Here is a 14,051-nt window from a genome sequence, read left to right on the forward strand (position 1 = left end):
AGAAGTGATAAAAATTATTGGCATTCCATTTTGAAATACCTTTATTTGCAGAAATCATTCATTATAAATGGCAAAAAATTTACTAATTGTAGAGTCACCGGCGAAAGCCAAAACAATAGAAGGATATTTAGGAAAAGACTTTTTGGTAAAGTCCAGTTATGGTCATATCCGTGATTTAGTGAAGACGGATGACGCGATTGACGTAGAGAATAACTTTGAACAAAAATATGAAGTTCCCTCTGATAAAAAGGCGGTTGTCAGCGAGTTAAAGAAACTAGCGAAAGATGCCGAGACGGTTTGGTTAGCATCCGATGAAGACCGGGAGGGAGAAGCCATCTCCTGGCACTTATATGAAACGCTGTCGCTAAAAGACGATAAAACAAAACGCATCGTTTTCCATGAAATCACGAAACCGGCAATCATAAGAGCTATTGAAGAACCGCGTAAAATTGATTATAATTTGGTGAATGCCCAGCAGGCACGGCGCGTATTAGATCGTTTAGTGGGTTTCGAGCTTTCTCCGGTGTTGTGGAAAAAAGTGAAACCTTCCTTATCTGCTGGTCGCGTACAATCCGTTGCTGTCCGTCTTATCGTCGAGCGCGAAAGGGAAATCAATAAATTTAAGGCGGAGGGCTCCTATAAGATTGTAGCACAATTTACGACCGGTAAGGGAAGAGAACAATTTAAAGCAGAATTGCCGCAACGTTTTGAGCAAAAAAGCGATGCTGAAGCATTTTTACGGGATAGTATCCAAGCCGCTTTTGCTATCAGCTCACTGGAAAAAAAACCTGCCAAGCGTTCGCCAGCAGCGCCATTTACGACATCTACGCTGCAGCAGGAAGCCAGTAGAAAACTGGGCTTTTCTGTAGCACGGACTATGCAAGTGGCACAAAGGCTATACGAAGCAGGGCATATTACTTATATGCGTACCGATTCCGTTAACTTAAGCGATACAGCTATCCAAGCCGCACAGCAGGAGATTGTCAACGCTTACGGCGAAAAATACCATAAACTACGTCGGTATAAAACTAAATCTGCGGGTGCGCAAGAAGCGCATGAGGCTATTCGTCCAACTTATTTTTCACATCATACACTGGAAAGCGATGCTGCCGAACGTCGTTTGTATGAGCTAATCTGGAAGCGTGCCATAGCGTCTCAGATGAGTGAGGCAGAATTTGAGAAAACGACCGCTAAAATATCCGTTTCTACCCGACGAGAGGAACTTGTCGCTACTGGTGAGGTGATGAGATTCGATGGTTTTCTAAAAGTTTACATGGAATCCACAGACGAAGAATCTGATAACGCCAACGACCAAAACGGCGAAAACGCGTTGTTGCCTCCGTTAGAAAAAGGTCAAGACTTGATGCTGAAGGCTATGAATGCGACGGAACGCTTTTCCCGTCCACCGGCTCGCTATACAGAGGCTTCACTGGTAAAGAAATTGGAAGAATTGGGAATCGGACGCCCGTCTACATACGCACCTACTATCTCCACTATACAAAATAGAGGCTATGTTATTAAAGAAGACAGAGATGGTAGAGAAAGGCAATATACCGTGTTGCAGATTGCAGATGATAATGTTGTCGAGGAGATAAAAACGGAAATGACAGGGGCGGAACGGGCAAAGATGTTTCCTACTGATATAGGTGTTTTGGTAAACGATTTCTTGGTAGAGCATTTCAACGATATTATTGATTACAATTTTACGGCTAAGGTAGAGAAAGAATTCGACGAAATTGCCCATGGCGGTAAGGAGTGGACAACGATGTTGAAAGATTTTTATGGCCCATTTCACCAAGGTATCGAAGATACGTTAGAGCATGCAGACCGTGCAAGCCATGAACGGCATTTAGGAACAGATCCGGCGACGGGAAAACCTGTGAGTGTACGTGTTGGGCGATTTGGTCCGTTGGTACAGATTGGTTCCGCTGATGATGAAGAAAAACCGCGCTTCGCCTCCTTGCGTAAAGGACAAATGATCGAAACCATTACGTTTGAAGAAGCCATGGATTTATTTAAGCTTCCTAAAAAAGCAGGAGTGTTTGAAGATAAGGAAATGACGGTTGCCATTGGACGATTTGGTCCGTATATCCGCCATGCAAGCGCTTTCTATTCTTTGCCCAAGGGAATGGATCCAATGGACGTGACAGAAGAAGAAGCCATTCATATTATTCAGGAAAAGCGGCAGAAAGATAAAGAAAAGGTTATTCGCATATTTGAGGAAAACCCCGATGCCCGGATCGAGAACGGTCGATGGGGGCCTTTTATTCGGTTTGGTAAGCAAAATGTGAAAATTCCAAAGGGTACTGATATCGATGGGATTTCCTATGAAGATGTGTTGAAATGGGCAGAAGCAGATCCGAAAGGTAAAGCAAAAGCAGCCGCTAAAACGGCTACAGCTAAAAAGACGACGAAGAAAACAAGCACAAGAAAATCAAAGAAATAAAGGGGAATGAAGAAAGATCTGCCCGAAAATATTGTAGAAGATATTTCCATTGCGGTAGTGCTAGAAAACTCTACACCTTCGGATAAGGTTTGGAATGTGTATTTGATTAATGAAAACAAACTGCCGTTGACCAATGTAATCGTATCCTCCAAAGGATATGGTGAAAAGGATGGGAGAGAGGTGAAAACAACGGTATTGCGCCATTTTTTAGGTGATATAGAGGCAAATGCGTCACGCAAAATAGAAGCTATTGATCCACAGGTTTTTGGTCTAACTAACGAATACTGGTTAAGCTATTATCTGGATAAGACGATTTATGATAAAAAATATATTTTCTTGCCGGAAAGTATCGTAGACGAAAATCTGATTAAGGTTCCGTTAGTAAATAAACCCGGTATTGTAATAGGAGGGAGCAAGTAATGGAGCGGGATAATTTTATCATAGCAATCGATGGGTTTTCGTCTTGTGGAAAAAGTACCGTGGCGAAAGCAGTGGCAAAGAAACTGCAGTTCGTATTCATCGATAGTGGTGCGATGTACCGTGCCGTGACGTTATATTTTTTGAGGCATCACATTGATTTAACAGATACGAACGAAATTAACGCTGCTTTGGACGATATTCATATCGACTTTGTGCCCCATACAGATAAAGTGTGTATTCTATTGAACGGTGAAGATGTATCGGAAGAGATTAGAATGATGCATGTTTCCGAAAAAGTGAGCGAAGTGAGCGCGATTAAAGAAGTGAGACATGCGCTGGTAAAGCAACAACAAGACTTAGGGAAACGTCGGAATATCGTGATGGATGGACGGGATATCGGTACTACGGTGTTTCCCGATGCGGAGTTGAAAATATTTATGACCGCAAGTCCCGACGTACGTGCGGGAAGACGATTCGCAGAACTGTTAGCTAAGGGGGAATTGGTATCGATGGAGGAGATAAGACAAAATTTAGCCCACCGAGACCATATGGACAGCACACGGGAAGAAAGCCCACTAAGACAAGCGGAAGACGCTATTGTCTTAGACAACTCTGATTTAACGCAAGAAGAGCAATTGCAGATAGTGCTGGAAGAATATGAGAAAAGAAAGGGTGGGCATTAAAATGCCCCCGGATCATCCCCTTCCTGTAATACCAACGTGGCGGTGTTGGCGTGCATGCGAAGCCGGTTACTCATACTCGATTTGAATAGACGTTCTAAGAGGCTCTTGTTTCTTTTCACGACACAAAGTAGATCGACGCGATTGCTTTCGATGTATTTGTTTAACGTATGCTCTATAGACTGATCTAGATCCAGCAATACAAATTCAAGATTGTCTTGTGGAAACATTTTCTGCCAACGGTCACTTACCGCGATAATATCGATGTTTTTATCCTTCAAGACGTGTGCACATTTGACTTTCACACCAAATTTATTGGCAATTTCCATGATTTGACGTAGAGCGGCTTCGTCTTTTTCGCGGAAAAGTGTCGTGAACAAAATTTCTTTAATACCAACATATTTTGCCTCCTTCGGAACAGATAAAACGGGTACCTTTACTCCTCGGATAACGCCTAAGGTGTTCGATCCGAAAATCTTATCAATAACGCCATCAGCTCGGTTGGTTCCCATGACGATTAAGTGAATTCCTTCGTTTTCAATAATGCGTTGTGCATTGGCTACGACCGTACCCTCTTCAAAAAGAAAAGTCAATGGCACCTCGGATAGGTTGTAATCATCGGCCATTTTATGAAGGTCCGCGGTGTGCTTCTTAAAATTCTCGAATTGATGCAATTCATAATTTTCGTATACCTCGGGTACTAGTTCGGGCTGCCCGGCATGCGTGGCCGACAATACAGGTTGCATATAGGTGTTGAGGACGTATAAGCTGGCATCCATTTCCTTTGCCAGATGTAAGGCATATACAAACGCGTTATTTGCAGCGTTTGAGAAGTCTGTGGGGAATAATATCTTTCTCATAACTCTAAGTTTTATATTAGCAAGTTAAGGTATTTCCTTTATTTCTACAAGCTTTGTGATGAGAATCATTTTTTATAAAGGGTGTAGCGTTTCGTGAAAAGATTACGTTTGGTTATAAAAAATGAAGGTATATGGCAGAATGTTAGTTCTCTGTTCTGGTAATTGAAGATTAATTCGTTAAATTGGCATACCCGAACAGGCGATTTTAAGTGAAGATTGTTCAGCAATATTGGAAGAAGGCGAAACCATTGACCTTACGAGAGGCTTTGGAAGATTGCGTTGTGGATAAAAGTGAACGTGGGAAATCGTTTGTTTACAAAAAATATTATGGGTACGTCATGGCAGTAGTACTTCGCTATATCTCGGCAGAGATGGAAGCAGAAGAGGCTACGAACGAAAGCTTTGTGAAGGTATTTAGAAAGATAGCGTCATTCGAAATGCACGAAGAAGAACAGGCGTTGGAGAAAACATTTCGTTCTTGGTTAGCACGCATTGCGGTGAATACATCAATAGATTTATTACGAACGCGAAAACCGACCAGCTTTCTGGAAGATACATCAGACGAAGAGATGAAGTCGCACACGGTTGTGATGACGGACAGGTTAGGTGTTGAAGATATTATGAAGCTTTTGACACGGTTACCCGATATTCAACGTTCTATTTTTAATCTCTTCGAAATTGAAGGGTATTCACACGAAGAAATAGGCGAGATGCTCCATATTCCTGAAAGTACATCGAGAACATATTTGACCCGCGCCAAACAGCGCTTACGAAAATTATATATAGAAGAATTTAGTGTTTCGCACAATATACATTCTTAAATGCTAGGGAAACATGAAAGATCGCAATAAGGAACTTATTGATCTCATCAGAGAAGGGCTTAAAAATGCCGGAGAACTTCCTTATAAAGAGGGGGCTTGGGAGGCTTATAAAGCAAAATATGAGCCAACTCGCACGGCAAGGCGTCTTGCACCACTTTGGATGGCTGCAGCAGTCGCTGCATTGGCTGGCTTTACTTTTTTGTTTAATGACTGGAGCGATTCAAACGAATCCATAAACGTTGCTAAAATCGAGCAGGAGAATAGACGACCTGTACCTATGGGAGAATCGATTGACAAACCAATAACAGGGGAAACGGATCGACTAGCGTCCACCGATGTGCAAAATAAGGAGGATAGCGAGCAATTGTCAACTTACTCTGATGGTATTATCGCGCTAGAAAACGGAGGATTACGCAACCAACCGCGCCGCGCCATGCAGGATATAGTGAAGCTGGATAGAATGGACTTACAAACGCTTGACTTGGCGCCTTTGGGAAGTATCCCGATGCTAACAACAGAGATTAAAGTGCCGGACTTGATGTCATTCCAAGAAGATAGTAAACCGCGTGCGACTTTGTTGTGGGATGATGATTTAATTGCAGGGCAACAAATAGATCCAAATTTTGCGTATCAGAGCGAAACTGCTCTTCATTTGTCTCCTAAGAAACTGCGTATTACAGATCGGTTTGAATTAGGCGCTTTTGTGAGTCCATCGACTACCGATCGAAGCTTCGATCTTGGCGGGGGCCTCGTTTTTGCATATCGATTTAATGATAAGCTCGCCATTCGTACCGGCGCTTCGTTTAATCAATATGAAGTGGGAATGTTGAAATCACATGTGCAGGAAGTAAGTCAGGAAAAGAAACAAGCAGCAGCTCCGATAAAAAATGCGGATAAGGTCATTTCCAAAGAAGCTTCATCACTCGCGGCCGATAATTTTTTTATTCCTAATTTAAATGCAGTAACAGGAAAGGTGCAAACGTTGGATATCCCGCTTGAGATACGGTATAACTTAACGAAAGAATTTTACGCAACTGGCGGCGTCTCCTATGCGGCTGTATTGTCGCAGGAACGTTTTGACCATTATGAAGAATCTGCTGGGATACCAACCTATTCCAGTGCATCTGATGCAGAGAAACCTACGAAAAATTCGGTTTCCACTATCGAAACGACCCAAAAAAGTGATGATGAAAATATAAATACGAACGGTTTTGGTGGTTTCGTCAATTTCTCGATCGGCAGAAAAGCGAATATAGGAAAAACGATGAAAGTTTCCATTGAGCCGTTTGTGAAATTCCCAGTAGGCCAGTTCAAGCGTGCCGACATGAATTACACAAACGGTGGAATACGGATTATTACAAGTTTCTAATACGAATTATTGACTGATATTATATTTTATCGATACGTACCCAGCTCATACCCGCCGCTATCGCTCCCTGAACACCGGGATCACCATCCTCAAAAACAAGGCAGTCGACAGGAGCAACATCGAGTTGTTCAGCAGCTAGGAGGAAAGGTTGGGGAGACGGTTTACCCTCCGGTGTATCACCGGCACATACTAAAGTTTCGAATTTGCCCGTAACACGGATGACATCCAAGGTAATATTTAAGGTTGATCGCGAACCTCCCGAAACAATTCCAATTTTCTTTTTCCCGACATTTTCCAGAAGATGTTGTAGCACATAGTCTATTGGTTTTGTTTGGCCGACGAATTGTTCAATAAATATGTTGGATTTTAGTCTCGCGAAAGCCAAAGGTTCAATATTTGTTTCATACCGTTTGCCGATTTCAGAGGCAACATCAATCGTAGGCCAACCGGCCAGTTCTTCGACGATATCGTCATTCAGATCAATTCCATATTCGGAAGCTGCAGCGACATAGGCGGCCTTATGTGCTGGCATATTATCGGCAAGCGTACCATCGACATCGTATAATAACGCTTTAAATGGTTTGGATTTTTCCTGTAAGATTTCAAACTTTTTTTGTGATTCAGCATTCATGCGGCAAAAATACGGAAAACATGCCTATCGTATACCTTTTCGCCGTTTTTTTTCTTTTACGATCAAGCTTAGCTCCCGGCTTGTTTGGCCTCCTACGGAAGTATTTTCTTGAGCACGACGAAATAAATAAGGCATGACGGCTTTTACAGGACCATAAGGCATATATTTAGCAACGTTAAACCCTGCTTCAGCTAAATTGAATGATAAATTATCAGACATACCTAATAACTGTGCAAAGAAAATATGATCATTTGCGGGCGAAATACCCCGGACAGTCATGTCTTCTGCCAGTAGTCTGGAACTTTCTTCATTATGCGTGCCCGCCATCAATCCAATGCGGTTGATATGATCTAAACAAAAACGAATAGCTTGATTATAATCCTTGTCACAGGCCTCTTTATCGGGTTGGATAGGGGAGGGATAGCCTTTTTTTGCTGCGCGTTCACGCTCGATCTCCATATAGGCGCCCCGTACGATTTTGGTTCCTAAGTAAAAATTTTGAGTTTGAGCATAAGCGAAGTCCGCCTGTAAGGAGGCCAATTTATCGTGGCGATACAATTGGTAGGTATTATACACGATGACACGTTCCTTATTGTATTTCTCCATCATTTCACGGGCGATGTCGTCGATAGTATCCTGTACCCAAGAATGTTCGGCGTCTATTAAAACCCGCGTGTCAGCATCAAAGCAAGCCTTACAAATGCGATCTATACGTTTGTATAAACGCTCAAATTCTGCTTTTTCTTCCGCTGACAATGGCTCTTTTGCATCTATTTTTGCTAAGAGATCAAACCGGCCTAAACCGGATGGTTTGAACACACAGAAAGAAGCATATTTGTTGTTACGTGCGTAAGCAACCGTACGTAAAATTTCAGCACAGTTATCGTCAAAGCTTCCTTCTGCTTCTTTTCCTTCTACCGAGTAGTCTAGAATTGTGGTAACCTTAGCTTGCCCAAGTTCCGCAATCGCTTGTTCACATTCTTCAATAGATTCTCCTCCACAAAATTGTTTGTAGATCGTGTTCCGGATGATTCCCTTTATAGGAAGTCCCATTTTTAACGCAAAGTTGGTGATTGGTGTGCCAATCTTGATAAGCATATTGCTGGACACCATTTTAAAGAGCCAGTACGCCTTTTCTAAGTCTTTGTCGGATTTATTCCGAAAAGCAATTTTAGTGTTGTTAAAATCCAGTTTAACCAAGTTATTGGCAGATATCATACATGTAAAATATTAACGGTCAAAATTAAATAATTATTTTTATCTATTTACTTCTTTTCGACAGCCGACAAGCCTTTATAATTAACAAGAATTATCCTTTTTTTTACTGATATTATTTATCACTTGATTTCATAACGCTTATCTTTACCAAACAGTAGATAGCATTAGAATAACGATATGAAGACATTTATATTAAAAGGAGAATATATTCAATTAATTCAGTTATTAAAAGTCATGAATTGGGTGGAACATGGTGCCATGGCCCAGTTCGTAGTAGAAGAGGGGCTAGTTAAATATAACGGTCAGGTAGATTATCGAAAAAGATTAAAAGTAAAAGTGGGAGACATCGTTGAATTTGATGGACAGCAAGTAAAAATTGTGTAATTTAGTGCTTTAATTATATCAAACATCGTTATACATGACAAAACAGGTTGCCAGTCTTGGTTACAAGGTATTCTTCGAAAAAAATCTTGACTCTCTAGAAACATTTATTACTTCACGCAGCTATTCCCAGATATTGGTATTGGTTGATAGGAATACGAATGACCACTGCTTACCGATATTGCAATCGGCACTTTCAGAGATAACGGATTACGATATTATCGAAGTTGATCCAGGCGAAGAAAATAAAAATATTGATTTCTGTATTGGTGTTTGGAAAACGATGCTTGATTTTGGCGCCGATCGAAAAGCGCTCATGATTAATCTGGGCGGAGGGGTCGTAACGGATATGGGCGGATTTGCAGCATCTACTTATAAAAGAGGAATTGATTTTATCCAAATTCCAACAACGTTGCTATCGCAGGTAGATGCCTCGGTTGGCGGAAAAACGGGAATAGATTTAGACAACGTAAAAAATATTATTGGTACGTTTACCCAACCCCAAGCTGTTTTTATTAGTGGGCAGTTCCTTTCCACGTTGGACGATCGTCAAATGTGTTCCGGTTTTGCCGAAGTCATTAAACACGGTTTGATTTATGATAAAGATTTGTTTTTAAAGACGATAGCAACTAATTTGGAAACAGATGATTTAGATGATATCGTTTTTCGTTCGGTAGAAATCAAAAATGAAGTCATTACACAAGATCCGACGGAAAAGGGACTCCGGAAGATCTTAAACTTTGGACATACCATTGGACATGCGGTGGAAGGATACTCGCTTATGCAGGATGCTGATCCTCTTTTGCATGGCGAAGCTATTGCATTGGGTATGATCTGCGAAGCTTATATCGCCCATAAAATAAATGGTCTTTCAGAAGCAGATTTATCAGCTATAGCACAAGCATTTGATCACCGATTTAAGCGTTATACATTTTCGGGGGATATATATCAGGAACTTATCACCTTCATGCAAAATGATAAAAAGAACGAGGGAAGGAAAGTAGGTTTTGCGTTACTGTCTGAAATTGGTAAATGTGATTATAATATTTACGTAGAAGAAGAACTGATTAAGGAGAGTTTGGATTTTTATAGAAATAGATAGGTAATATGGCTAGATACATAGGGTTGGCAGTAGGACTGCTTATTTTGGGTAATGTCCTTTCGGCTTATAGTCAGGAGAGGGTATTAATTTTTACCAAAACTGCAGGTTTTCGGCACAAAAGTATTCCTAAAGGAACAGAAGTCGTTACAAAACTGCTTACAGCCGAAAATATATTGCCTGTCCATACCGAAGACGCGCGTTATTTTTGTACGGATAGCCTGCGTCAATTTGCTGCTGTCATATTTTTAAATACCACGGGTAACGTATTAGACGACCAGCAGAAAGTCGCTTTCCAGCATTTCATTCGTTCCGGAAAAGGATATATGGGCCTACATGCCGCTTCCGATACGGAATTTGAATGGCCTTGGTATGGTGAACTGGTTGGAGGCTATTTTACCCAACATCCGCCGGTGCAAAAAGCTAAAATTGATGTTGTTGATCGTACGCATATAGCAACAAAACACTTACAAGAAATTTGGTGGCATAAAGATGAGTGGTATGATTTTAGAGATATACAACCCGGATTACATATTCTTATGACACTTGATGAGCAAAGCTACGAAGGTGGGACGATGGGAAAATTCCATCCGATAGCTTGGTATAGGGAGTTTGACGGCGGACGTATGTTCTATACAGGACTTGGACATACAGCGGAATCTTATGATGAAGTTCCGTTCCAGAAGCATATCATTGGTGGCATCAAATATGTATTAGGACGTTAGGTATAGTTGACTTCTCGTTTATGCGTAAATTTCTATTTTCTGTATGGGTATTCTTCTTTTCTATTTATTCTGCTAATTCGCAAGATATATGGCTGATTCAAAGGTTATTAGAGAATTCACCTGTATTAAAAAGTCATTTCTTCGGTTTTAGTCTTTATGACATCGAACAGAACCGATTTCTAATGGGTTCAAATGAGGATAAGCATTTCACGCCCGCTTCCAACACAAAAATATTTACGCTATTTACAGCGCTAAAAAATATTGGAGATTCTATTCCTGCGATACAGTATATCGAAAAAGGAGATTCGCTATTGTTCTGGGGGACAGGTGATCCTACCTTTCTACATCCTAAGCTAGATTCTGGGAAAGTATATAATTTTTTATCAGAAACGGATAAAAAGTTATTTTATGTAGGAGGGATACCCACAGAAGAACCTTTCTATCGTATGGGGTGGGCAATGGAAGATTATGAAGAATACTATCAACCAGAAATAACGCCATTTCCCATTTATGGCAACGTGGTCACATTTAAGGCAATCCCTTGGCAACTGATTACCATACCTCGTTTTTTTATGGATTCGATGGTTATCGGTAATGCAGATACCGATCGACTACAGATACGCCGGAAATTTGATGAGAATATTTATTTCCGTAACAGTCCAGTTATTCCAAAGAACTTCACGACACAAAAACCTTTTAAATATTCCGATGAACTATGCATACAGTTGTTACAGGATACGTTGCAGAAGCAGGTGGAATTCATCCAATATCCAAAACCTGCAGAAGTGAAAACGTTATTCTCTGTAGCCACACGAGATGTCCTGCGGGAAATGATGTTGGTTAGCGATAACTTTTTAGCTGAGCAACTGATGATGGTCGCCGCGATGAATAGATACGGTGAATTTAATACAGCCCAGTTAAGAAAGGATATGGAAGCCTCGTATTATACTTATTTTACAGATAAAATTAACCTGTATGATGGCAGTGGCTTGTCGCCTTATAATAAAGTAACGGCAAGAAGTCTAGTAGAACTTTTGCTGATGATTGAACAGGAGGTTACGGAAGTAGATAAACTTCGCTATTTGTTTGCCGCCGGAGGTGTAGAAGGAACATTAAAAACGGCGTATCGATTAGACAGCGGATCGCCGTTCATCTGGGCAAAAACCGGTACGATAAGCGGGGTATATTGCCAAAGTGGTTATATCCAAACGCGCGGTGGAAGAAACTTGATATTTTCTTTTCTTAATAACAATTTTATAGGTTCAGCGACGCCTGTACGCAAGGAAGTCGCCCGTATCATGACTTTTATCCGGGAGAATTTTTAATTTTCTGTTAACATATAGTATCTTCGCTATGATTTATGCGTGTTATTGAAAAAAACAACAAGCGCTTGATTCGCTCCTGGTCGATGTTTGACTGGGCGAACTCTGCTTATAATCTGGTTATCACATCGACCATCTTTCCGGCTTATTACACAGCCATTACGCAAACGACGGAAAATGGGGATGTCGTTCATTTTTTCGGATGGAAAGTAATTAATACGGCTCTTTCCAATTTTGCTTTAGCTTTCTCTTACCTCTTTATGGCCTTTATACTGCCGTTTGTTTCATCGTATGCTGATGTGCAAGGAAAAAAGAAAACCATGATGATGTTTTTTACCTATTTTGGCGCAATAGCCTGTATGGGGCTTTTCTTTTTTCGGTTAGAGACACTTGAATTAGGCATAATATTGTTTGGATTGGCCGCTATGGGGTATATCGGTGGTGTATTATTTAACAATTCCTATTTACCCGAAATCGCCACGGTAGATAAACAGGATAGCGTGAGTGCGCAAGGATTTGCATTTGGGTATGTGGGCTGTGTTACCTTACAGCTTATCTGTCTGGTTTTTATTTTAAAACCGGATTGGTTTGGCATTACAGACCTTTCTTTTGGACCGCGATTGTCCTTTTTACTAGTAGGCATATGGTGGGCTGGTTTTTCTACTATTCCGTTTTTGGCACTTCCCAATAATCAAAAATCAACGATCCGGGCTTCCAAGAAAATTTTTCGTACGGTTATTATAGAGTTTCGCATTGTGATGCGACGTATACAGAAAATGCAACGGATCCGCCGATTTTTGCCCGCTTACTTTTTTTACTCCGCTGGTGTACAAACCGTGATGATTGTAGCGGCCGCTTTTGGTGCCAAAGAACTTCAACTCGAAAGCGCTAAACTCATTATTACGATACTGTTAATTCAGCTCGTTGCCATATTGGGGGCCTTTTTGATGTCAAAACTTTCGGCGAGGTTTGGGAATATTAAAATTTTGATTGCCGTGGTATTGGTATGGATTGGCGTGTGCGTGTCTGCATTTTTCATAAAAACAGAAGTCGAGTTTTATGTTTTAGCTTGCCTGGTTGGATTGGTCATGGGAGGCATTCAATCTTTATCGAGATCGACCTACTCTAAATTCCTTCCAGAGAATATCAAAGATACAACGTCCTTTTTTAGTTTTTATGACGTTACAGAAAAATTGGCTATTGTATTAGGACTGTTTTCTTTTGGATTGATCGAGCAGTTTACGCATAATATACGCTATTCCGCATTATTTCTTTCTGTATTTTTTATCATTGGATGTGGTTTGCTGTTTCGCTTACTCCGATTCAATAAGGTTATGACATCATGAAAGTAGAGATATTTATACCCTGTTTTATAGATCAGATTTATCCAGAAACAGCTTTTAACACGATTAAATTGTTGGAAAAAGCAGGTTGTGATGTCGTTTATAACCCGAAGCAGACCTGTTGTGGGCAGCCGGCGTATCATGCGGGGTTTTGGGACGAAGCAAAGAAAATAGGACTTAAATTTCTCCGTGATTTTTCGGAAGACTGTTATATCGTGTCGCCCTCAGCCTCTTGTACTGGAATGATAAAAAAGGGATATGATGATCTATTCACCAATTCTACCGAGCATAATCGTTGTCGTAATATCCAGTCAAACATCTATGAATTGAGTGATTTTTTGGTAAATGTGCTTAGAAAAGATTATTTTGGGGCGGAATTGGTTGGAAGGGCAGTCTATCATGACGCTTGCTCCGCATTAAGGGAATATAAAATTAAAGACGAACCTCGGAAGCTATTAGCACAGGTAGGAGGGCTTGAGGTCGTTTCCATGCATGATCAGGGGACTTACTGTGGGGTCGGAGGCACTTTTGCCGTGAAATTTGAAGGTATATCGGCAGCAATGGCTGAACAAAAAGTACAAAATGCAATGGCTGTAAAAGCCGACTATATTATTTCAACAGATAGTACTTGTCTATTGCAATTACAAGGATATATTGATAAACATCAACTTCCTATCAAGACAAAACACATTGCAGATGTGTTGACATCTGGATGGGCTAATATTTAATAAAACCT

14 protein-coding genes are annotated in these 14,051 nt (G+C 40.8%); 11 read left to right on the forward strand and 3 right to left on the reverse strand.

Features of this window, described 5'->3' with window-relative positions:
* Nucleotides 1–67: 67 nt before the first annotated feature.
* Genes topA through cmk form a run of 3 tightly spaced genes read left to right on the forward strand, consistent with a single transcriptional unit; the run spans nt 68 to nt 3,549 of the window.
* Nucleotides 68–2,446 (forward strand): type I DNA topoisomerase, encoded by a 2,379-nt coding sequence (gene topA / locus FXV77_RS17895; RefSeq protein WP_148920606.1) that lies wholly within the window; start codon nt 68–70, stop codon nt 2,444–2,446.
* Between the two features lie 6 nt (nt 2,447–2,452).
* The gene (locus tag FXV77_RS17900; protein ID WP_148920607.1) at nt 2,453–2,866 is read left to right on the forward strand and encodes a hypothetical protein; all 414 of its coding nucleotides are present in this window, start codon (nt 2,453–2,455) and stop codon (nt 2,864–2,866) included.
* The gene (gene cmk, locus FXV77_RS17905; protein ID WP_148920608.1) at nt 2,866–3,549 is read left to right on the forward strand and encodes a (d)CMP kinase; all 684 of its coding nucleotides are present in this window, start codon (nt 2,866–2,868) and stop codon (nt 3,547–3,549) included. Before FXV77_RS17900 ends, cmk begins: the two co-directional genes overlap by 1 nt.
* Here the strand turns inward: cmk and FXV77_RS17910 are convergent.
* Nucleotides 3,546–4,406, reverse strand: coding sequence for a universal stress protein (locus FXV77_RS17910; RefSeq protein WP_148920609.1), 861 nt, complete (start codon nt 4,404–4,406; stop codon nt 3,546–3,548). The genes cmk and FXV77_RS17910 overlap by 4 nt on opposite strands.
* A gap of 209 nt (nt 4,407–4,615) precedes the next feature.
* Here FXV77_RS17910 and FXV77_RS17915 point away from each other — a divergent pair, with 209 nt between their 5' ends.
* The gene (locus FXV77_RS17915; protein ID WP_148920610.1) at nt 4,616–5,227 is read left to right on the forward strand and encodes an RNA polymerase sigma factor; all 612 of its coding nucleotides are present in this window, start codon (nt 4,616–4,618) and stop codon (nt 5,225–5,227) included.
* A 13-nt stretch (nt 5,228–5,240) separates the two neighbouring features.
* On the forward strand, nt 5,241–6,596 hold the full coding sequence (locus FXV77_RS17920; RefSeq protein ID WP_148920611.1) for an outer membrane beta-barrel protein: 1,356 nt from the start codon (nt 5,241–5,243) through the stop codon (nt 6,594–6,596).
* 19 nt (nt 6,597–6,615) lie between these two features.
* Here the strand turns inward: FXV77_RS17920 and FXV77_RS17925 are convergent, their stop codons facing one another.
* Nucleotides 6,616–7,227, reverse strand: coding sequence for an HAD family hydrolase (locus FXV77_RS17925; RefSeq protein WP_148920612.1), 612 nt, complete (start codon nt 7,225–7,227; stop codon nt 6,616–6,618).
* Nucleotides 7,228–7,251: 24 nt separating this feature from the next.
* Nucleotides 7,252–8,445, reverse strand: coding sequence for a proline dehydrogenase family protein (locus FXV77_RS17930; RefSeq protein WP_148920613.1), 1,194 nt, complete (start codon nt 8,443–8,445; stop codon nt 7,252–7,254).
* A 177-nt stretch (nt 8,446–8,622) separates the two neighbouring features.
* On the opposite strand from FXV77_RS17930, the gene FXV77_RS17935 reads away from it, so the two are divergent.
* From FXV77_RS17935 to FXV77_RS17960, 6 genes are read left to right on the forward strand one after another with little or no spacing between them, the layout of a single operon-like run.
* Complete coding sequence (locus FXV77_RS17935) at nt 8,623–8,829, forward strand: RNA-binding S4 domain-containing protein (RefSeq protein ID WP_148920614.1); 207 nt, start codon at nt 8,623–8,625, stop codon at nt 8,827–8,829.
* Nucleotides 8,830–8,863: 34 nt separating this feature from the next.
* Nucleotides 8,864–9,928, forward strand: coding sequence for a 3-dehydroquinate synthase (aroB, locus tag FXV77_RS17940; RefSeq protein WP_148920615.1), 1,065 nt, complete (start codon nt 8,864–8,866; stop codon nt 9,926–9,928).
* A gap of 5 nt (nt 9,929–9,933) precedes the next feature.
* Nucleotides 9,934–10,650, forward strand: coding sequence for a ThuA domain-containing protein (locus FXV77_RS17945; RefSeq protein WP_148920616.1), 717 nt, complete (start codon nt 9,934–9,936; stop codon nt 10,648–10,650).
* Nucleotides 10,651–10,670: 20 nt separating this feature from the next.
* Complete coding sequence (locus FXV77_RS17950) at nt 10,671–11,975, forward strand: D-alanyl-D-alanine carboxypeptidase (RefSeq protein WP_148920617.1); 1,305 nt, start codon at nt 10,671–10,673, stop codon at nt 11,973–11,975.
* A 35-nt stretch (nt 11,976–12,010) separates the two neighbouring features.
* Nucleotides 12,011–13,318 carry an MFS transporter gene (locus FXV77_RS17955; protein WP_148920618.1) on the forward strand — a complete coding sequence of 436 codons (1,308 nt, stop codon included), beginning with the start codon at nt 12,011–12,013 and terminating at the stop codon, nt 13,316–13,318.
* A complete protein-coding gene (locus tag FXV77_RS17960; RefSeq protein ID WP_148920619.1) occupies nt 13,315–14,043 on the forward strand; it encodes a (Fe-S)-binding protein in 729 nt (242 codons plus the stop codon). Before FXV77_RS17955 ends, FXV77_RS17960 begins: the two co-directional genes overlap by 4 nt.
* Nucleotides 14,044–14,051 lie beyond the last annotated feature (8 nt).

It is taken from the genome of Sphingobacterium phlebotomi (assembly GCF_008180195.1).
GTDB classification, from domain to species: domain Bacteria; phylum Bacteroidota; class Bacteroidia; order Sphingobacteriales; family Sphingobacteriaceae; genus Sphingobacterium; species Sphingobacterium phlebotomi.